General features: G+C 39.3%; 21 protein-coding genes and 1 other annotated feature (1 of these 22 running past the window's edge). Of the genes, 10 read left to right on the forward strand and 11 right to left on the reverse strand.

The annotated features are described in order from the left end of the window. Positions 1 to 169, reverse strand: a binding site (T-box leader); it reaches 45 nt to the left of the window's first position. A 120-nt stretch (positions 170 to 289) separates the two neighbouring features. The 6 genes from BM086_RS03205 to BM086_RS03235 all read right to left on the reverse strand — a co-directional run bounded on the left by BM086_RS03205 (position 290) and on the right by BM086_RS03235 (position 7,636). Continuing rightward, positions 290 to 1,069, reverse strand: coding sequence for a response regulator transcription factor (locus BM086_RS03205; protein ID WP_092323278.1), 780 nt, complete (start codon positions 1,067 to 1,069; stop codon positions 290 to 292). 55 nt (positions 1,070 to 1,124) lie between these two features. Beyond that, complete coding sequence (locus BM086_RS03210; RefSeq protein ID WP_092323280.1) at positions 1,125 to 1,772, reverse strand: GNAT family N-acetyltransferase; 648 nt, start codon at positions 1,770 to 1,772, stop codon at positions 1,125 to 1,127. Further along, complete coding sequence (locus BM086_RS03215) at positions 1,769 to 2,689, reverse strand: DUF2156 domain-containing protein (RefSeq protein ID WP_092323283.1); 921 nt, start codon at positions 2,687 to 2,689, stop codon at positions 1,769 to 1,771. The genes BM086_RS03210 and BM086_RS03215 overlap by 4 nt, the downstream gene beginning before the upstream one ends. An 82-nt stretch (positions 2,690 to 2,771) precedes the next feature. After that, positions 2,772 to 4,439, reverse strand: coding sequence for a sensor histidine kinase (locus tag BM086_RS03220; RefSeq protein ID WP_092323285.1), 1,668 nt, complete (start codon positions 4,437 to 4,439; stop codon positions 2,772 to 2,774). Continuing rightward, entirely contained in the window at positions 4,436 to 5,461 is a 1,026-nt protein-coding gene (locus tag BM086_RS03225; protein WP_092323288.1) for an extracellular solute-binding protein, read from the reverse strand. The genes BM086_RS03220 and BM086_RS03225 overlap by 4 nt, the downstream gene beginning before the upstream one ends. A 477-nt stretch (positions 5,462 to 5,938) precedes the next feature. Continuing rightward, on the reverse strand, positions 5,939 to 7,636 hold the full coding sequence (locus BM086_RS03235; protein ID WP_092323294.1) for a MutS-related protein: 1,698 nt from the start codon (positions 7,634 to 7,636) through the stop codon (positions 5,939 to 5,941). A 228-nt stretch (positions 7,637 to 7,864) separates the two neighbouring features. Here BM086_RS03235 and BM086_RS03240 point away from each other — a divergent pair, with 228 nt between their 5' ends. After that, the gene (locus BM086_RS03240; RefSeq protein WP_092323297.1) at positions 7,865 to 8,365 is read left to right on the forward strand and encodes a shikimate kinase; all 501 of its coding nucleotides are present in this window, start codon (positions 7,865 to 7,867) and stop codon (positions 8,363 to 8,365) included. Between the two features lie 278 nt (positions 8,366 to 8,643). Here BM086_RS03240 and tpiA read toward each other — a convergent pair whose 3' ends face one another. The 3 genes from tpiA to gap form a co-directional block, all read right to left on the reverse strand. Continuing rightward, on the reverse strand, positions 8,644 to 9,390 hold the full coding sequence (tpiA, locus tag BM086_RS03245; protein WP_092323301.1) for a triose-phosphate isomerase: 747 nt from the start codon (positions 9,388 to 9,390) through the stop codon (positions 8,644 to 8,646). Positions 9,391 to 9,620: 230 nt separating this feature from the next. After that, complete coding sequence (locus BM086_RS03250) at positions 9,621 to 10,856, reverse strand: phosphoglycerate kinase (RefSeq protein ID WP_092323303.1); 1,236 nt, start codon at positions 10,854 to 10,856, stop codon at positions 9,621 to 9,623. A gap of 103 nt (positions 10,857 to 10,959) precedes the next feature. After that, entirely contained in the window at positions 10,960 to 11,985 is a 1,026-nt protein-coding gene (gene gap, locus BM086_RS03255; protein WP_092323306.1) for a type I glyceraldehyde-3-phosphate dehydrogenase, read from the reverse strand. A gap of 403 nt (positions 11,986 to 12,388) precedes the next feature. On the opposite strand from gap, the gene BM086_RS03260 reads away from it, so the two are divergent. The 9 genes from BM086_RS03260 to BM086_RS03300 all read left to right on the forward strand — a co-directional run bounded on the left by BM086_RS03260 (position 12,389) and on the right by BM086_RS03300 (position 18,749). Continuing rightward, positions 12,389 to 13,213: a histidinol-phosphatase HisJ family protein gene (locus BM086_RS03260; protein ID WP_092323309.1), complete on the forward strand. Its 825-nt coding sequence runs from the start codon at positions 12,389 to 12,391 to the stop codon at positions 13,211 to 13,213. Positions 13,214 to 13,429: 216 nt separating this feature from the next. After that, on the forward strand, positions 13,430 to 14,170 hold the full coding sequence (locus BM086_RS03265) for a GGDEF domain-containing protein (protein WP_092323312.1): 741 nt from the start codon (positions 13,430 to 13,432) through the stop codon (positions 14,168 to 14,170). Between the two features lie 243 nt (positions 14,171 to 14,413). Next, complete coding sequence (locus BM086_RS03270; protein WP_242952115.1) at positions 14,414 to 15,253, forward strand: transglutaminase-like domain-containing protein; 840 nt, start codon at positions 14,414 to 14,416, stop codon at positions 15,251 to 15,253. 15 nt (positions 15,254 to 15,268) lie between these two features. Next, on the forward strand, positions 15,269 to 16,324 hold the full coding sequence (locus tag BM086_RS03275) for a type II secretion system F family protein (RefSeq protein WP_092323315.1): 1,056 nt from the start codon (positions 15,269 to 15,271) through the stop codon (positions 16,322 to 16,324). Positions 16,325 to 16,330: 6 nt separating this feature from the next. Then, the gene (locus BM086_RS03280) at positions 16,331 to 16,681 is read left to right on the forward strand and encodes a hypothetical protein (RefSeq protein ID WP_092323318.1); all 351 of its coding nucleotides are present in this window, start codon (positions 16,331 to 16,333) and stop codon (positions 16,679 to 16,681) included. Then, on the forward strand, positions 16,678 to 17,172 hold the full coding sequence (locus BM086_RS03285; RefSeq protein ID WP_092323321.1) for a DUF4860 domain-containing protein: 495 nt from the start codon (positions 16,678 to 16,680) through the stop codon (positions 17,170 to 17,172). Before BM086_RS03280 ends, BM086_RS03285 begins: the two co-directional genes overlap by 4 nt. Then, positions 17,173 to 17,712, forward strand: coding sequence for a hypothetical protein (locus BM086_RS03290; protein ID WP_092323324.1), 540 nt, complete (start codon positions 17,173 to 17,175; stop codon positions 17,710 to 17,712). A 78-nt stretch (positions 17,713 to 17,790) separates the two neighbouring features. Next, positions 17,791 to 18,195, forward strand: a complete 405-nt coding sequence (locus BM086_RS03295; protein ID WP_092323327.1) for a hypothetical protein — start codon at positions 17,791 to 17,793, stop codon at positions 18,193 to 18,195. A gap of 191 nt (positions 18,196 to 18,386) precedes the next feature. Then, entirely contained in the window at positions 18,387 to 18,749 is a 363-nt protein-coding gene (locus tag BM086_RS03300) for a response regulator (protein ID WP_022764589.1), read from the forward strand. A gap of 162 nt (positions 18,750 to 18,911) precedes the next feature. On the opposite strand, the gene coaBC is transcribed toward BM086_RS03300, so the two are convergent. Continuing rightward, a complete protein-coding gene (coaBC, locus tag BM086_RS03305; protein ID WP_092323330.1) occupies positions 18,912 to 20,105 on the reverse strand; it encodes a bifunctional phosphopantothenoylcysteine decarboxylase/phosphopantothenate--cysteine ligase CoaBC in 1,194 nt (397 codons plus the stop codon). A gap of 12 nt (positions 20,106 to 20,117) precedes the next feature. Further along, positions 20,118 to 20,930 (reverse strand): type III pantothenate kinase, encoded by an 813-nt coding sequence (locus BM086_RS03310; RefSeq protein WP_092323333.1) that lies wholly within the window; start codon positions 20,928 to 20,930, stop codon positions 20,118 to 20,120. Positions 20,931 to 21,089 lie beyond the last annotated feature (159 nt).

A 21,089-nucleotide genomic window follows, 5' to 3' on the forward strand; every position in this document is an offset into this window, starting at 1 on the left:
GATTCCAACAAATCCTATCCTTTAACGCAGGCCTACGGTAACGCTTACTAAAATTGGGCGTTACAGCTCAGGAATGGTTTTCGCCTGCAGTCCTCATAAATGACTTCCACCAAATGTCATTCTCTCTGGATGATTCATCACAAACTACTCTTTCCGTCAACGCTTTTCTTATGTTATTACGATGCTTCTAACAAAGAGCCATAATTACTGTCAACTCAATTTTTATAAAAACCGCAATGAATTCAGCATGGATTAGTTTAAACAATCGACAAAATACTGAATTTATGCATCATCCGTTTAATTTAAGAAACTCCGATGGCGACACATTTGTATATCTTTTAAACACAGTATTAAAGTGTTTGTAATCGGTAAAACCTGTCATATCGGAAACTTCATAGACTTTATATTTCCCTGTTTCCAGAAGTCTCACTGCCTGCTGAACACGGTATTTGTTGAGAAAATCAAGAAAACTCGTTCCCGTTGATTCCTTGAATTTACGTGAAAGATAACTGGCAGAAACACCCAATTCCTCAGAAAAAGCCTCTATACTTATCTTATCCGCATAATGCTCCTTGGTATAATCCAGGATATGCTGAACATAGTCGTTTTCTTTATCAGTTTTTATAAATGCAGTAGGCATATTACCTGCCATAGCATTATTCTCGGATATTTTCTCCAGTTTACGTTCTTTCTCAAGCTCAGTAGTAATCTTTGCAACAGCCTTTTTTAGTTCTTCCTCGTCAACAGGCTTCATAAGATACGCTGAAACATCAAGGTCGATTGCCTTTTTGGCATATTCAAAATCGGCATAGCTAGTAAGAATGATTGACTTAAAAGCCGGCATATCCTCGCTACTTTTAGCAGTTCTTATCATTTCGATGCCATCCATCACCGGCATCATAATATCCGCCATTACGATATCAGGCGACAGTTCTGCTATCTTATCAATGCCTTCCTGCCCGTTTGCCGCTTCGCCGACAATGCTGCATCCCATCCCCGGCCAGTCCATGGTATAGGCAATACCTTTTCTTATGATGTCTTCATCCTCAACAATCAACACTCTGTACATACGTTACTGCAAAATTCCCCCATCAATATCTTGTCGCCGTTTAGAATTTACTTTCTCACACTTCTTCACAAATGTAGATTTTCTTTTCCTTCATCCATTTTAACGCATCTTTCTCATCGAAAAAAGAGCTGCCGGTTGCAGCGTTAAATGAAACGATATCGGTAATCTTGGCCATGATCACAGGAGTATCCGGTAAAACTTCTCCTTTGTCCAGAAGTCTGAGTTCATCCTCAATGTTCATTCTTCTGATATACGCCTCATCTCTTATGCAAAAGATGTCATATTCATTTCTGATCTTATCGTAATCAGGAATCCTGTTCATGGTAAAATCACATACTGTTTCAAAGCCCATCCAGGAATAAATCGCTTCATCCACAGGCATAAGAAAAACAAACGGAACATGCTCTTTTCTTAGGATTTCAAAGGTTTTTTCAAATACTCTGGTCATGTATCCTTCGTGGCGATGGTCTTTCCTTGTAGCAACAGCGACGACATAATAGCTCAAAACCCTGGTTCCGCACAGGTTGACCAAATATGGGTTAAGGTGAAGCATAGATATGATTTCACCGTTCTCCACACTTACTATCATGCGATTATCTAAGCACTTATCGCTATAATAATAGTCCACAAATTCTTTCGAATCCTCAAAAGCCTCTTCATAAAGCTTTCTTGTATTTTCTTTTTCCGCATACTCTGTGATCATTTCTCATATACCCTGTATTTTCTTGCAAAACCTATTGGATTGTAGCTTTCTTTTGCCTTACGAAGTCCCTCTAGTCCCATGTCATCTTCACGGTTTACAATTTTCGCATCTTCGTATGAATGTAAAAGAAATTGCTGATTGATTACCTGATATATTCCGGGAATATCTGAATTTCCCTTTTCTATACTGATAACTGCCATCTTCTCGCGGCTGTTATAGGAACCGATTGTAAAGGCCTCCAGTTTCTCATCTATAAAAAGACCTCCGATCCTGAAAGTCACCTTATCGCAGTTGCGGAGCATTTCAATCACTCCGTCTTTCTCCACAATAAGGGTATCTTTGCTGTCTACGCCCTCTGAAAGCCTGATATCAACCCATTTTTGCATGAACTCCTCAAGAAAATACTCATCAACACAGCACAGCGTCTTGTATTCCCATCTGCCTTCATATTCTTTCATGAATTTGTTTATGAGATTTCTCTTTTTCTGGAATTTTTTCCCGGGAAGATTTTTAAGCTCATCCGCATCATACAGATAATCCTTCAGATCAGTTTCTTCCTCAACGACAAACGCAGGGTCATCAAATAATCCCAGTACACTTAGCCCTTCTTCATCAGCAAGGTCTATCCTTAGAGGACAGTTCAATTTCTCATGAAAATACTTTCTTAACAATTCAAAGTATTCCGGCAGTTTATCCTCGCTGCAATATGGCATAGCCGCAAAATATCCCTTATCATCTCTCATCAGAATAAGCGCAGCTTCATCTTCCATATAGATTTCTGTATGATATAAATCTTTCCATATATAAGTATCCAAAACTGTGCTATCACAGGTCTTGTTATTACGAAGCGCATAAATCTGCGCCAATTTAGCGGCATCATCAAATGATGGTTTATGAAAAATAAGTTCTTTGTCCATAAGTAGGTCCTCATAAATGGTTGTTGCGCATTTGCACAATTTAATTGTATACTATTTATATTAAATCTTACTTCTGTTCATGTCAATGCCTCGGAATGATAATCCTCACAGTTGTGCCCTGCCCCTGAGCACTCGCTATATCAAGACCGTAGTCACCCTTGTACATCAGTCTTATACGGCGATGAATATTGTACAAACCATAATGATTTGAAGTATTGTCCTCATTCTGAAGATTGTTCTGTATTTCTTTTAACCTGTTCTCCTCAATTCCGGCGCCATCATCCTCACAGACAAAAATTAGCTTCTCCTGCATCTGATAACCTCTGATATGAACTGACAGTTTTTCCTGCCCATTAAAGCCATATTTGATGGCATTCTCAAGAAGTGGCTGAAGCAATAATTTAGGAATCAGAAAATCCATTATATCCTCGTAAACATCTATCACATACGCAAATCGCTTATTAAATCTTATCTGCAAAATATTAAGGTAATACTGGAGGTTATCAAGATCCTCTCTAACTGTTACCTCTTCTTTCATTTCCCTTATGCTATATCGTAAAAGACCTGACAGAGAAACGATCATCTTATCAGCGGCGGCAGCATCAATCTTGGCCATGAAACGGATATTGTCAAGGGTGTTAAAAAGAAAATGCGGATTAAACTGACTCTCCAGCTGCTTAACCTGGGAAAAAGCAGCATGTTCAGCAAGCTCATTATTCTTTTCTATCTGCTCCTTAAGACCTTTTAGCATCTCGTTAAAATCGTTTCCGATAATCTTAAACTCTGTGCTGCTGTCAATATTAAGAGTTGCGTCCAGATTGCCATTCTGAACTTCTTCAAACGCATCTTCTATTTTCCTGATATCCTTGGTGTAACGCTCAGAGCTTCCGGCAGTGCTTCTGATCGTAATAAGTGAAATCCCTATAAAAATAATTGCTATGATGATTATAAGCGCCAATATAAGTTCCACGCTCTTTCCGATATCACTTATTGTATAAACCACAATTCCTTTGTCCGTAACGGTCTTATACGCATAAAAAAGCGTTCCATTGTATTTTACAAATCCATTGTTTTCATCAAATTCTTTTATGATCTGGCCATAATTATCCTGGAGCTTTTTTGTGTTGCTGGCATAAACAAAGCCATTTTTATCAGTAATTATCAAAAATCTGCTCTGGCTACCTGCAGCATTTGAGATAACTTCACCGGGCACAATGTAGCAAATCGCATATCTCAAACTATTCTTCTCATATACACCTTTTACTGCATACAACGCCTTTTCGTACAAAACAAACGATACCTGGCTCTTATACTTATTTATCTTGTTCCAAACTCCCCAATTCGCGTAGTTTTCATCCGTAAGAAATTTGGGAACATAATCCTTACTTGTGAAAAGAGCTTCATGAGAGGCTGAAAGTATTATCAAATTTCCGATATCACTAAACTCAGCCGTTCTGTCATATAGCTTTGAAAAAATCTCATCACTTGAAACCGTTTCATTTTTCTCAGCAAGGTCTTTTTCCAAAACATCAGAAACATCGCCCAAAAGCTCATAATAAATATTCAGTATCCTTGTTATCTCGCCTGCAACCTGCCTGTTTCCCTGCTTATTGTAAGAGGTGGTAAAAATAGACCATGAAAAGACAAACAAAAAGAGCGCAACTGACACAATTATGGCTATTGGAACAATTGAAAATCTTATGAAAGTTCTACGTATATTCTCCTGGAAAGACTGAGGATCTCTGTTCATGGATTCACCTCCTCAAATCTTTGAAGGAACTTCTCAATCCACTTATTCTTGCTATTCATAACGCGAAATTTATCCGTTCCTATGTACGGAATTTCATCACTGGAAATGACAAGCTTTGAGCCTTCCACATCCTTTCTTACGGAACGTCTCCCAAGATCACTTGCCATATAAAGCTGCGCATCCTTTGATGTCAGAAAATCCACAAATCTCTCCGCATTGGATATTCTTTTTGATTTTTTGCTGATATAAATGCCATCTGGCGTTGAAAGAACTCCCTCGTCCATATAGACTATACGGATATGCTTATCCTTTTTTATCATAGTAACAGCTGCTTCTTCAAAGGTAAGTCCCACCTTGAATTTCCCATCTGCCACACCGTAATACACTTCAGATGAGTTATCAAGCAGTTTTCCATCAAGGTTATTGATCAGTTTTTTTACGTAATCCCAACCATTTTCGGGATCCCCTTTTCCCATGGCATACAGCATGTTTACAAGATGTTCAAATGCAGATGAGGATTTAAGCGGATTTGCATAAGCAATCTGCCCCTTAAGAAGAGGGTTCAGCAGATCATCGTACCCTTCCACCTTAATATCCCCGATAATATCCGAATTTACTATAATAACGCTTGGAACATCAGAAAAACAGGTGAATTCTCCTTCCACAGTCTTAAACTGTTCCTTGAAAATCGCCCTGTTCAGAGTCTTATATGAAAAGAAATAATCTTTATATGAACCTACTGCAAGAAGTGATCCGCCCCATAATACATCCACATCCTCATCTGTAGTAATCTTCTCTATCGCATCGGTTGTACCACAGCTGATGAGATTCACAGATATTCCTGTCTCATTCTCAAACTCCTGCATAAGAGGAGTCATAAATTCAATAGGATTGGGCGAAACCACCACAAGACTATTATCATCAGGATCACTATCATTTCTTGTGTTTACACTAACGCCCCAAAATACCGCAAACACCGCAATTACCAGAATTATTGGCAAAACTGTCATTACTTTTTTCATACATTTACTTCCCAAAACATCAAGCAGACTGAAAGCCACTTATTTTCGCGCTTTCTACCAGAAAAAAACGAAAGAAGTTGTTATTACACAACTTCTCTCTAAACATCTTAACACATTTCGTGTTACTTCACCCTATTCTTATTTGCCAAATTTTCACAATCAGGCGGAGAATTTATCAGATCATTATTTCTGACTTTGCAGGACACATTTCTGCAGGTACGGCACCTGAAAGTCACAGAATTGCCATACATCTTTTTGCAACTAAGAGAACAAAACGCATACTTTCCCTTCTTTGCAGTGAATTCTCTTCCACAATTTACGCATAAACGCTTTACGTTACGTGCCAATTTATCACATCCTTTTTTTGCTTCAAAAAGCCATTGATGGGTAGATTTGTTATCATTATAGCAAACATATTGTAACAAATTAGCATGAACTTTATGTTAATATGCTATTAAAATAAAATTAAATAGCATTTCATTTCCCCTCTGTCAGCATATCAAATGTCACACCGTATCTTTTGGCGATGTCATTTGCATAGGACATTCCCTCAGGTGGCGCAACTTTAATGGAGTATGAACGCTCACTACCCTGATTTAGTACAATAAGGGATGCTGCCTTGAACTTAGATGCATCTGCATTTATTTCATCTATGTCATAAGCAAGCTTGTGCATATGAGTGTTGTAAATGGTCCGGATTCCCTTTTGTAATATTGCCTTTATACAGTCCTTGGCAATGAAAAAGCCTTCTTCAAAAGAGGTTGTTGAAAATGTCTCATTCAAAAGAAAAAGACTGTCTTTTGTTGCATTATCGTACATGTCCTTAAATCTCTTGCATTCTTCGCCAAGACGTCCCAGGTCAAGAGTCTTATCCTCATCTGCGGGAAAATGCGTGTAAATGGCATCTACAGGTCTATAAGAAAAAGATATTCCCGGGACATATATTCCACCCTGAGCAAGAAAATATAGCTGACCTATAGCCTGAGTAATTGTTGTCTTACCACCACGGTTTGCGCCGGTAAGAATATATAACCACAGGTCGTCTGTGAACCTAAGGCTATTAAGAACTATATCACTAAAAGAAATTCCACCATTTTCGATGAGTTTGAGATTGTATACTCCTTTGGCATCCATTGCAAGGGATGTATCAGCTTCTTTACATATCTCCGGTTTGCAAAATAAGAATCCTTTTTCTGAAAGTTTTTCTATAAATTCAGCCCAGCGGATATAATAGATGAATTCAGGCATAAGGTCAGTAATATCAGTAATTGCAAGCATTGCATATTTGCCAAGGACTTCTCTTAGGTGTCTTACAGTTTTACTAAGAAGTCTTCCTGCAACTTCATCCATGTAGTTTGTTATTCCGCGTTCACTTTCCTCCCCTTCCGGAATATGCCTGAGGCTCATAAGTGCAAGTGGGCTAAATGCAGGAATCACAAAATCCTTATCATTAGTTATTTTTCCCTTTATTGTAAATTCATCAAATCTATAAGAACCGTCCCAATCTGCATCTTTATTTATGGAATCACCTGTCACTTTATCTATAAAATGGCTAACGATATGAGACTTGCTAAAAGGCTTACTGTTTATGGAAATCACTCCCAGATCAGTTGCTTCAAAACGTTCATTTAAGTTGATGCCGACAGTTACACTCTTTAGATTGCCGGTATTTGCTTTCAAATCCTTAATATCTTTTTTTAGTGCATCAAGAGCATTATCCTCATAAATATGATTGACATAATCCCTTAGCCTGTTAAGGCCTTCAGAATGAATATCAGTTTCTGCAAGACAAGCATGAATCGCTTCTATACACTCTATATAATCTCTTATCTCTTCAAGTCTGTGTAGCAAGTCCCAAACACCCGGCTCATGCTCATGATCTCGTTTAAAGCTCCCGAACTCACGCAAAAAGTTGATGCGATCAAAAAGTTTTAGCAAAGTGTCGCGCATTTTTTTATTCTTATAAATATCATCAAAAACATCTGCGCGATATCCGGCATTGAACGGATCAGCAGCCATCATTTTCATGACATTCATTATATAAATGCGCTCATTTTCTAAAGTTGAAAGCTTTTTTACAATGACATCCATTCCTATATCGTGAATGGTGATGTCACTTAATGTCTTAAAATTCAAAGTCTGGTCCGGAAAGAGCAGACTAATTTTTTCTCCCATAATACCCCCAAAAACAATTTGTTATACGTGAATCAATTTTCTCACAAAATATGCAGTACAGTGTGCTTTTTTGTCTGAATAATAACAATTATAACATCTATCGAATCCTATTTGTTTATATTTTAACATGTGTTATAATCCATAACGTAACCGCAAATGTACTGTTTTTATATATGACAGGAATTTGATATTGAAAAAGCAAGTATTCTTGCTAACGATAGGAAAAGAATGAAAAAAGATAACATTATTTTGATTGGAATGCCGGCAGCCGGAAAGAGCACTGTTGGAGTAATATTGGCTAAGATATTGGGATACAATTTCGTTGATTCAGATCTTGTTATTCAGGAAAAAGAAGGCAGAAAACTTGCTCAGATCATAGAAGCTGAAGGCGTAGACGGATTCATAGATATAGAAAACCGCATCAATCAGGGAATTGAGGTAGAAAAAAGTGTCATTTCCACAGGCGGAAGTGTTGTCTATGGAAAAGAAGCTATGGAGCATTATAAGAACATCGGAAAAATCGTATACCTTAAAGTTGATATGGATATCCTCACAAAGCGCCTAAAAAATATGAAACAGCGCGGAGTTGTAATGAAAGACGGACAGTCACTCATTTCTTTATACAACGAAAGAAGCGTTCTCTATGAGAAATATGCTGATATCACTATTGAGGAAGGCAATGACACTATGGAAGAGGTTGTTGCAAAACTGCTGGCTGCGCTATCATAACTTCTAAAGGGCTGTTCTCCTGTGCTCTGCTTTGTGGAAACCGTCTTGGAATCGCAAAGAGCCTTGCTCCAATCCAGTACCTTATTCGATTTTTGCAATCGAGTAGGCTGACTCCTACTCGATTTCGCACACGAACATTCCGCATTTCATGCTCCATGTTCTTACGACCGGCAAATGAATTTGTATGCAAGCATCCATTCGCTTGCCGGTCTTGTGCTACAAAAAGAGACGGGTTCAAATGAATCCGTCTCTTTTCATGTATAATTTGAACTTAAGATTTAAGCGTTGACGATCTTGCCAAAATCTGGCTTCAAGCTTGCGCCGCCGATAAGTCCACCATCGATGTTAGGCTTTGAAAGAAGTTCAGCAGCATTGCCAGCGTTCATAGATCCGCCATACTGAATACGAACTTCATCTGCTGTAGCCTGATCATAAAGCTTAGCAATAAGCTCACGGATAAGTCCGCAAACTTCTTCAGCCTGATCTGCTGTAGCTGTTTCGCCTGTTCCGATAGCCCAGATAGGCTCGTAAGCGATAACAAGCTTCTTTACCTGATCAGCAGTTACTCCATCAAGATCCCAAGTGATCTGTCTTTCAATCCACTCCTTGTAAGTATCAGCCTTACGAAGTGCAAGAGATTCACCACAGCAAAGGATAGGTGTAAGACCTGAAGCAAATGCCTTCTTAACCTTCTGGTTGATAAGGATATCATTCTCACCGAAGATATCTCTTCTCTCTGAGTGTCCAATGATAACATACTCAACACCTGCATCCTTAAGCATAGGAGCAGAAATTTCACCTGTGAAAGCGCCACTGTCTACAATGTAGAAATTCTCAGCACCAACATGTACGTTTGTGCCCTTAACTGCCTCAACTACAGGTACGATATCGATAGCCGGTACGCAGTAAACTACGTCAACAGCATCATTCTTTACTAAATCTTTAAGCTCTGCGCAAAGAGCTACTGCCTCACTGGGAGTCTTGTTCATTTTCCAGTTTCCGGCGATAATTCTTCTTCTTGCCATTTTATTCCTCCTAGATACTACGCTCCACAACAGGTATGATCTCTACGATGCACACTTCCGTTCCATCTCAAACGCAAGAGTACTAAGTCAGCACAATACGCAGACTAAGTACTCGCGTTTTCAAAGGGCATCTATGAGACCATATCCTTTATGTTTCGCTCACTCATTATGTAAAAATATATGCTCTAACTACAATTAGTTAGCAATCATCATCTTACGCCGCTGCCATATTATTTATCGTCTGCTGCAACTACGCCTGGAAGAGCCTTGCCTTCAAGGAACTCAAGAGAAGCGCCGCCACCTGTTGAAATGTGGCTCATCTTATCAGCGAAACCAAGCTGGTTAACAGCTGCTGCACTATCACCACCACCGATGATTGTTGTAGCTTCTGTCTCAGCAAGAGCCTTAGCTACAGCCTTTGTGCCTTCTGCAAGAACAGGGTTCTCGAATACGCCCATAGGTCCGTTCCAAACAACTGTCTTAGCTGACTTAACAGCATCTGCGAAGAGTTCACGTGTCTTTGTTCCGATATCAAGACCTTCCTTATCAGCAGGAATCTTTGTAGATTCAACAATTGCTGTCTCGATGTCAGGATTGTCGATAGGATCTGGGAATCCAGCAGAAACAACTGTATCAACAGGAAGAAGAAGTGTCTTGCCGTTAGCCTTAGCCTTGTCAAGCATCTCCTTGCAGTAATCAAGCTTAGTGTCATCTACGAGAGACTTACCAACTTCATAGCCCTGAGCCTTAAGGAATGTGAATGCCATACCACCACCGATGATAAGTGTATCGCACTTCTCAAGAAGGTTAGAAATAACGTTGAGCTTATCAGCAACCTTAGCGCCACCAAGAATAGCTACGAAAGGTCTTACAGGATTCTCAACTGCATTTCCAAGGAAGTCGATTTCCTTCTGCATAAGATATCCAACAGCGTTGTTTCCGCCCTTTTCTGTGATGAACTTTGTAACAACTGCTACAGAAGCGTGTGCTCTGTGAGCTGAACCAAATGCATCGCATACATAATCATCAGCAAGATCAGCAAGCTCTTTTGCGAAAGCTTCTCCAGCTTCCTGTGGCTTTGTCTCCTCTTTGCCTCTGAAACGTGTATTCTGAAGAAGAACAACATCTCCCTCGTTCATAGCTTCAACTGCTGCTGTTGCATCAGCGCCTGTTACATTATAATCAGCAACGAACTTAACGTCCTTGCCAAGCTTCTCTGAAAGTCTCTTAGCTACAGGAGCAAGTGATTCACCCTCGTTAGGACCATTTTTAACTTTTCCAAGATGTGAGCAAAGGATAACCTTTCCACCATCATCAACAAGCTTCTTGATTGTAGGAAGAGCTGCTACGATTCTTGTCTCGTCTGTGATCTCACCGTTCTTAAGAGGTACGTTGAAATCGCAACGAACAAGTACACGTCTGCCCTTTACGTTGATGTCATCTACTGACTTTTTGTTTAAAGACATTTTGTTTTCCTCCTGGGATTATATTAAAAGATTAAAAAGAGGGCCAGGTCCTAACGGACCGGACCCTCAAAAAGTACATTTAAGATAGGTTCTTTAAAAAGAATTATTTAACGAACTTCTCGAAGTACTTGATTGTTCTAACCATCTGTGATGTGTATGAGTTCTCGTTGTCATACCATGAAACAACCTGAACTTCATAGAGGCCATCGCCGATAGCTGTAACCATTGTCTGTGTAGCATCGAAAAGTGAACCATATGTCATTCCAACGATATCTGAAGATACGATTTCATCCTCGTTGTATCCGAATGTCTCAGGATCAGAAGCCTTCTTCATAGCTTCGTTGATTGCTTCCTTAGTGATTTCCTTGTCAGACTTAACAACTGCGAAAAGAAGAGTTGTTGATCCTGTAGGAACAGGTACTCTCTGAGCAGCGCCGATGAGCTTGCCGTTAAGTTCAGGAATAACAAGACCGATAGCCTTTGCAGCACCTGTTGAGTTAGGAACGATGTTAACAGCGCCTGCACGTGCTCTTCTAAGGTCACCCTTTCTCTGAGGTCCGTCAAGGATCATCTGATCACCTGTGTAAGCATGGATTGTTGCCATGATACCAGACTGGATAGGTGCGAAGTCGTTAAGAGCCTTAGCCATAGGTGCAAGACAGTTTGTTGTGCAAGATGCAGCTGAAATGATGTTGTCATCTGCTGTAAGTGTCTCGTGGTTAACGTTATATACGATTGTAGGAAGATCATTTCCTGCAGGAGCAGAAATAACAACCTTCTTAGCACCAGCGTTGATGTGTGCCTGAGCTTTAGCCTTTGATGTGTAGAATCCTGTACACTCAAGAACTACGTCTACACCAATCTTGCCCCAAGGAAGATTATTAGCATCAGCCTCCTTGTAGATTTCAATCTCTTTACCATTTACTGTGATTGAGTGATCGCTGAAAGATACCTTGTCAGCATATTTGTACTTGCCCTGTGATGAATCATACTTAAGAAGGTGTGCAAGCATCTTAGGATCTGTAAGATCGTTGATTGCTACGATCTCTGTTCCTTCGTGCTCAAACATCTGTCTGAATGCAAGACGACCGATACGGCCAAAACCATTGATTGCTACTTTAACTGCCATTTTAAGTTCCTCCTAAAATGAATTTATAATTGATTGCTGTTACATATCATTAGAATTGATAATTTTTTATCAGCAATTCTAATTCTAATAAAATTTCTGTCATAAATCAAGTAAGAATAATAAAAAATGCAAGATTATTTAATACTTTCACGCTATTCAAGGCCGATAGTAGTATAATACAACCTATAAATGAATATTGCCTTGCCATTTTATAAAATTATTATAAAAAAAGAAAAAACATTGGATAAAATAACTCTTTTTCTACTCTATTTTCTAAAATTTGTGTCGATATAAAGATAATTCTTTTCACTTTGGCAGCATCAAAACAGATATTCAAATTAATAGAAAATTGATTGAAACATTTCGTTTTTTTCCAATAATACTAAACAAAGAAAGGTTCAAAATGACTACAAAATTACCCGCAGATTACCACCTTCACACTCACCACTCAGGTGATAGCAGCGCCCCAATGAAAGACATGATCGAGAGTGCGATTTCTCATGGTCTTGGTGAGATATGTTTTACTGAGCACATGGATATGGATTTTCCTGTCTTTAAAGATGTGCCCAAGGATACATTTACCCTTATCGTCCCGCCTTATCACGACGAAGTTTCTTTTTATCAGAATGAATATAAGGATAAGATAAACATAAAATACGGCGTGGAGCTTGGCCTTCAGCCTCAGATAAAAGACATCAACCGCAAATTCATAAATGACAACGATTTTGATTTTGTGATCGGATCCATCCACCTTGTGGATAAGAAAGATCCCTACTACTATCCTGATTACTGGGAAAAAGAAAATGAAGATCAGGTAATTGCCCGCTACTTTGAGCTGACAATTGAATGTCTGCAGGATTTTGATGACTTCGATGTTCTTGGGCACCTGGATTATATCGTCCGCTACACTCCTTCTAAGGGAGCAAACTATTCTTATGATAAATATAAAGAACTAATCGATGAGATCTTAAGAATAATTATCAAAAAAGGAAAAGGCCTGGACTTTAATTCGAAAGCTTTATTTTACGGTGGAAGTCCCAATCCAAATCCGGATATCTTAAGACGTTACAAAGAACTTGGAGGAGAGATAATCACCTTCGGTTCAGATGCCCATGTCCCTGAAGGCATAGCCGGCGCCTTTGATAAAATGCGTGACATTGCCCTCTCCTGCGGTTTCGATCACTACTACACTTATGAAAAAAAAACCCCCTCTGCTGTATTATTGTAAAAACAATTAGTCAGTAATGCGCATTTCTCTTTTTTATAAAAAATAAATCAAGGAGTATGCGTAGCTACTGACGTTATAAAATCTTAACTTTATTAGATTGTCTATATATAGTAAAATAAATATATGTAAATTCATTAATTTAAGGTATCCTGCGAAGTCAGAATATCTTTTTACGATCATATTTAACACCTTAGTCTACTTGTTTGGAGGCACCTGATGAAAGCAGAATTCTATAACAAAAGCAAAAGGTCAAATATCTATGGTTCTATTTACGTATATAAAATTGTTTCTTTATCTGTCTTTATACTGATGTCAGTTCTTCTGTCCATTAATTATCATCGCACCAAAGCTGACTTTGAGGCGCTTGGTGTTACCAAAACTCCAGAGATTTTCTATGCCGTGCAGGTTGTTATCGCTCTTTTCATACTTTCCATAATAACGGATTTCTACATCATGCACAGAACTGCCTCTATCGGGAGATACCTCAACAAAATGGCTTATATTGACAAGCTCACAGGGCTCCCAAACAGATTCAGCTGTGATCTTATTTTTGACACTTTTAACGATCCTGAAAAGCTGCCTCACACCGGTTTCATTTTGCTTAAGCTTAATAATCTTGTAAATATCAATTCCGCAGGCGGTCATGCCAATGGTAATAACCTTATCTCCGACTTCTGCACTATTTTTGAGGAAGTAGGTCAGATTTACGGATTTGTGGGAAGAAATGGCGGAAACGAATTCGTCGTTGTGATAGATAATTGTGACAGCACAAACATTGACATGTTTCTCATGGATCTAACCAAAAAGCTTCATGATTATAATGAAAATAATTATATTGCGCCATTGGAGATTGCCTATGCGCGCGCGTTAAACTGCGATGAACACAAGGATAAGATTACTGACCTTATATCTCTTGTATACCAAAGATTAAGAGAATCTCCTCAGATTCTCGTTTAAACAAGTGCGTCTCGTTGTAAGCAGCATTATTAATCACAGAGCATATCCTTATAAAGAACTATGAAACAACGACTATTAAGCCTTTTTTTCATAAATAGAATAGGGACTTTATCCGCAGCGGTTTTGGCCGCTTTTTTCCTATGCAGTTGTGCCTCTTCTTCCCCTTCTTCGGATACCAGGAGCATTCCCGATTCTGATACACCCAAAACTGAATCTTCTGATTCTTCCAATGAAGAAGAGAACTTGCCCAGGGAAAAAGGAAGCCGCGACAACACTCCAGTCTGTCTTGTACCGGAAGCTCCCGGAGTCACTGTCTATGAAAACGAATATGCTCATCTTGATGCTTCAAACATCTCTGAAGGATATCTGACTGTAAAATACACCGGTTCTTCGGGAAAAGTAAAACTTCAGATAACCGGTCCTACCGAAATCACATACACCTATAACCTGACCGTCACAACTCCCACAGACGAAGTTTTCCCTCTTCAGAGCGGAAACGGCCAATACATCGTAAACGTATTTGAGAACCTTGAAGGCACCAAGTATACCACTGTTTTTTCACAGATGCTGGATGTTCAGTTAAGCGATGAATTCAAGCCGTTTTTATATCCAAACCAATATGTCACTTTCAGCAAAGACAGTCAGGCAGTCGCTAAAGGCCAGGATCTTGCCTACGTCTGCAACAATGAGCTTGAGGTAGTTTCAGAAGTCTACAACTTCATGATAAAAAACATCACATACGACTACGAAGAAGCCGAAACCGTCCAAAGTGGATATATCCCGGACATTGATGAAGTTCTTTCAACTAAAAAGGGCATCTGCCTTGATTATGCAGCTCTCATGACCAGCATGCTAAGAAGCCAGCAAATTCCAACAAGAATGGAAATCGGATATGCCGGCACAGCCTACCACGCGTGGCTAAGCACCTACATTACCGACATAGGCTGGGTAAACGGAATGATAGAATTTGACGGAAAAGAATGGTCTTTGATGGACCCGACTTTCGCTTCAAATACAGACGATAAATCATTAAAAGATTTCATTGGTGATGGCAAAAATTATTCAGTTAAGTACGTTTATTAACTTTCCGGAGGCGTCATGGCAAAAAGTAAATCTACAATAAACCTAAGTAACTATGAAATATCAAGTTTTTGCAGGCAGATGGCTCTTTTGATAAAAGCCGGAATTTCACCGGCCGAGTCCATAGATATCCTTATGCAGGACACCCATGATAATTCTGCAAAAAAACTTTTGGACAGCATTTCACAGGTTCTTCTAAGCGGAGAACAATTCCATGTTGCCCTTGAAATGAACGGTTCTTTTCCCGATTATCTAATACACATGGTGGCAATCGGAGAAGAATCCGGAAGCCTTGACACCGTAATGGAATCTCTGGCAGATTACTACGAGCGTGAAGAAAACATAAGCAGCAGCATAAAGAGCGCCGTAAGTTACCCGCTCATAATGATCTTCATGATGCTTGTGGTGGTGCTCGTTCTCATAACCAAGGTGCTCCCGATATTCGAGCAGGTTTTTGCCCAACTTGGAACCAACATGAGCGGTTTTTCCCAGTCACTTCTAAACGTAGGAAACATCCTGAACAGATACTCTATTGTACTGGTCGTCCTGCTTGCAATAATCGCTTTTTTGTTCATCTTCTTCTCTTCCACTTCCAAGGGAAAAAAGATGTTCAAGGACATGTTAAACAAATTCAGTGCCACAAAAAAGCTTATGCAGGATCTTGAGAGTGCCCGATTTGCCAGTGGAATGGTTCTCACACTCTCAAGCGGAATGGATACCTATGAAGGTCTTTCTCTTGTAAACAAGCTTATAGAAAGTGACGAGATGAAAGCCCGGATTGAAAACTGCAGAAATCTTTTGATTGATGGAGACAGCTTTCCTGAAGCACTGGAAAAATCCAATATATTCACATCTTTTTATTCACAGATGGTTTCAGTTGGTTTTAAGGCAGGTTCCATGGACAGCGCTATGAAACAGATAGCTGAACGCTTTGAGCACGAAACAGAAAGAAAAATATATTCGCTCATTGCAATACTTGAACCGACACTTGTAATAATCCTTTCAATTATAGTAGGAATGATACTTCTTTCAGTAATTTTGCCGTTGATGGGAATAATGACGACTATTGGTTAATAAATTATGAGTAACAGATTTGAACAAAAAAACAACCAGATATTCAGCATTTCGGACCGCTTCTATAAAATAGTATCCATTACTATTTTTATAGCTATTGCTGTGCTGTTCTTCTTTGCCGTTGATGCAACAGGCAGAAGTTCCATAAGCAAGCAACAGACCTCCCTTGAAAACGCCCTCTCCCGGGATATCGTCCAATGCTATGCGATTGAGGGTCAATACCCTCCTAACATAGAATATCTTGAGCAGCACTATGGACTTACTTATGACAAGTCAACTTTTTACGTTGAATACATACCAATTGCAGCAAATCTTTACCCCGATGTTACAGTTATTCTTATAGGTGATAACAGATGAATCCAAATGCTGATAAACGCCACGTAATCGATACGGTTTTTGTAATATGTCTGCTACTTTTGTTCCTTTTATCAGCTCTGACTGTCATTGCGATCGGAGCAAGTATTTATAAAAAGAACGTAGCTCAGACAAGCGAAAACTATTCCCAAAGGGTTTCAATCGCATATATAACGGAAAAAGTCAGACAATCAGATATTAACGGCGCAATATATGTCGAAGAACTTTTTGGAAAAAATGTCCTTGTTATGCAGCAGACAGTAGACGATGAACTTTATAACACATATATTTACGACTACAACGGCTATCTTATGGAACTTTTTGCCCGCGCTGACCTAAACAATTTCTATCCTCAGTCAGGCCAGAAAATCCTTAAGATTCACTCTTTTGATATTTCTCAGATATCAGAAAGCCTTTTGTCAGCGGTTGTGACTTCCGACAACGGCGTTACTGAAAGATTTTTTATCACTGTTAGGAGCGAAAGTGCAGAATAAATGAACAGACAAGAGCACTCAAAAACCAGTCTTTTCCTGATGGAAATCATAATAGCCATACTATTTTTCTCCCTTTCCAGTGCAATCTGCCTAAGGCTTTTTGTCTCTGCCCATCTCCTGTCTGAAAAGGATGAAAACTTAAATAATGCTCTTATGTGGTCGCAGAACCTAACCGAAAGTTTTACGGGATGCGACGGACGCCTTCTTATGATAAAAAATCTTTATCCCGCTTCTTATTTAACGCAGTCTGATAACGAAAGTGATGGCTCCATTATTCTTTACTTTGATGATGAATGGAATACAGTCGACGATGAACTTCACCAGGCAGCCTACGAAGCAATTCTTTACGTAAAAAAAGAGCCTGCTTCAGAAGCCTATAAAGATGTAAACAACTACGGAATAACTCTTACAGGTGATTCTATCACAGGCAATATCGCAATACTTGATTTAAGGAAAAGAACTGAAGGATTCGATACTATTCCTGACGACGATGAGTTTATAATATTCCGAAACAGAATCGACCACTATTGTATGGATTAACAATCCATTATTGCACGAAGCCGCAGTAAATGCGTGTTTCTGTAATATCATTTAAGAATACATATAGGACTACAACATATGAAAAAGAAAAGATCCCATGGCGCAAATGTAGGAAGCGCATCCATACTGCTGATTTTCACAGTGCTCAGCCTGGTCTCCTTTGCCACGCTGACACTGGTAAATTCCAAAGCAGATTATAATTTAAGCCAAAATCTTGCAGATCGTCAGATAGCCTATTACAGTGCCTGTCACCAGGGAAATGCCTTTGTTGCGGCTGTAAATTCAGGCTATGAAACTGAAAATGAAAATGGTATAATAAAGAAAAGTATACCAATTACCGACAATCAATCTCTTGATATTACGATAATTTCAAATAATATAAACAACTCTGATAATTCATCAAGTAATTACACAATAACACAGTGGCAAATTGTTAATAATGCAGAATCCGTCTACGATTACACGCTTCCGGTATTCAAATAAAATTTGAAAAATTTAAAACAATTTTCCTAAGACTTTATCAAATTTTAATTTTTAGCATAACGATTTAACGCTCATATTTCAAAATCCGTGTTACAATAGATTATGTACTTAGATAATAAAAAAAATAAGCAATCCAAATTGTAATTGCGTAAATTTTTTTAGCAACTAAAAATAATTATTGGAGGTTCAATATGGGAAAAAGAATACTCATTACTGATGACGCCGCTTTCATGCGCATGATGCTTAAGGATATCCTCTCCAAGAACGGATATGAGATTGCTGGCGAAGCTGAGAACGGAAAAGTCGCAATCGAAAAATATAATGAGTTAAAGCCCGACCTTGTTACCCTGGATATCACAATGCCTGAGCTTGATGGTATCGGTGCCTTGAAAGGAATCAAGGCTGCAGATCCTAATGCAGTTTGTATTATGTGCTCTGCTATGGGTCAGCAGGCAATGGTAATTGAATCTATTCAGGCCGGAGCCAAGGACTTTATCGTTAAGCCTTTCCAGGCAGACCGTGTACTTGAGGCTGTTAAAAAAGCTATCGGATAATTTTCCGTTTACTTTTTGTGCCAATTATATTTTGTGCCATACACCTTTTCATCCTTATCATTGCGATGAAAAAGATGGAGGTAATACTTTCCATGCAGCGAAAATTTAATTTTCTGTATGGGAAGCATTATTTCCATCTTTTTCGCGTAATGAAATAAAATTTTATCTCATCTTCAATATTTCTGACAAAATTTCATTTGACGCTTCATCCTTGCTCATAAGTCCAAGTTCTTTTTCTGAAGCCTTGGTAATAAGAGTGATCACATTGGTATCAACGCCAAAGCCTGCGCCTTCAACTTTAAGATTATTGGCACAGATCATATCAAGATTTTTCTTAACAAGTTTCTTTCTTGAATTTTCCAATAAGTTTTCTGTTTCCATGGAAAAGCCGCATAAAATCTGATTTTCTCTTTTATGCTCTCCAAGCCATTTCAAGATATCGTCAGTCCTTTTTAGCGGAATCGAAAAATCATCCTGCTCAGTTTTTTTGATTTTTTCCGAAGCTACATCTATAGGTGTATAATCCGCAACTGCTGCTGCCTTTATGATAATGTCCTGCTCATCTGCTCTCTTTGTGACTTCATCAAACATATCTTTTGCAGAAGTGATATCAACCTTATTAATATAGGAAGGAACTTCCACATCAGTCTTGCCCAAAACAAGCGTAACTTCTGCGCCCCGTAGTGAAGCTATCTTAGCCAGCGCAATCCCCATTTTGCCTGTAGAATGATTAGTAATATATCTTACAGGGTCGATTGCCTCTCTTGTAGGTCCAGCAGTCACAAGAACATGCAGCCCCTTCATATCCTTCTCAAAGGCAATTTCATGGATTATGGCCTCCACTATCCTAGATGGCTCCTCCATCCTGCCCTTTCCAACTGTTCCGCATGCAAGATATCCCACATCCGGCTCAACAATAATATATCCCAAATCCTTTAAAGTTGCTAAATTGCGCTGAGTCACAGGGTTGTCATACATTTTGGTATTCATGGCAGGCGCAATTATCTTGGGGCATTCACAGGCAAGCGCTGTAGTTGTCAGCATATCATCCGCTATTCCGCAGGCAAGCTTTGCTATGCAGTTAGCTGTCGCAGGCGCTATCACCAGTACATCTGCCTTGTCTGCAAGCGCTATATGTTCAACTTCCCATGGATGATTTCTGTCAAATGTATCAGTAACGCATCTGTTATGGGTAAGTGCCTCAAAAGTAAGAGGTGCAATGAACTTTGTGGCATTTTCTGTCATGATGACATCAACATTTGCATGCTGTTTAATAAGCTTAGACGCAAGGTCCGCTGTCTTATAGGCTGCTATTCCGCCCGTTACTCCCAACAGGATATTTTTATCTTTTAGCATATTTGTAAACTCCTAAATGATATCTTTGTTTGCCGTATAAATAGTATACAGTCCCTTCAATAGAAGATCAGGCTCATAAATTACCTGCTCTGTTATCCACGGCAAAACTATTTTTCCAAGGCCGCCGGTAAGCACAATCTTCATATCATCAAGCCCATAGTCTCCAGCTATCTTCTCAGCGATTTTAGAGATCATAAGCCCTGTTCCTGCAACAACTCCACTCATCATATTTGAAGCAGTATTATTTCCAAGAAGCTCATTGACTTCTGCTGCCTGTAAATGCGGAAGCTGTGACGCTCTCATCCACTGTGCATCAAGAGACATCTGCACTCCCGGGCATATCATGCCTCCCAGGAACTTTTTGTCTTTATCAACAACTGAAATCGTAGTGCAGGTTCCAAGGTCACACACCATGACCGGGGCATCCCCCGCAATCTGCGCTCCTGCTGCCATATCTACCATTCTGTCAGTTCCAAGCTTCCCGTTATCGTAGCCGGAAACATCAATCCCTGCATTAAGAAAAGCCCCCATTAAAAGAGGACTTTTCCCGGTTATTTTTTCAAGTACTACTAATGTCTTTTCTGTAATCTCAGGCACAACAGAAGATAAGATTGAACCTTCGTACTCTTGTTTATTTTTTTCATCCGATAAAGCAATCTTGGCTTCAGGACCTGTGAGCACAATCTCCGATATGCACTTATAAAGTTCTTCAACGCTGTAATCCCTTTTTGTCTCAATTCTTCCGGTAAAAAGAAGCTTATCTTCCGACCAGATTCCTGCAACAATATTGGAATTACCTATATCAACTGTTAATACCTTACTCATTTTTCCCTCAAAGAAAACGCATTCCCGTTACTGTTCACTCGCATGTAGCTCGTTCCAGTACTGGTTCGCGCATTCATTCCAATTCGACTTCGTCGAAGGAATGCGCTCAATACTGAATCATTGTCTCACGAAATGCGCAGCGTAGTGCGCATTTCTGTC

This window comes from Butyrivibrio sp. YAB3001, assembly GCF_900112195.1.
GTDB lineage: Bacteria > Bacillota > Clostridia > Lachnospirales > Lachnospiraceae > Butyrivibrio.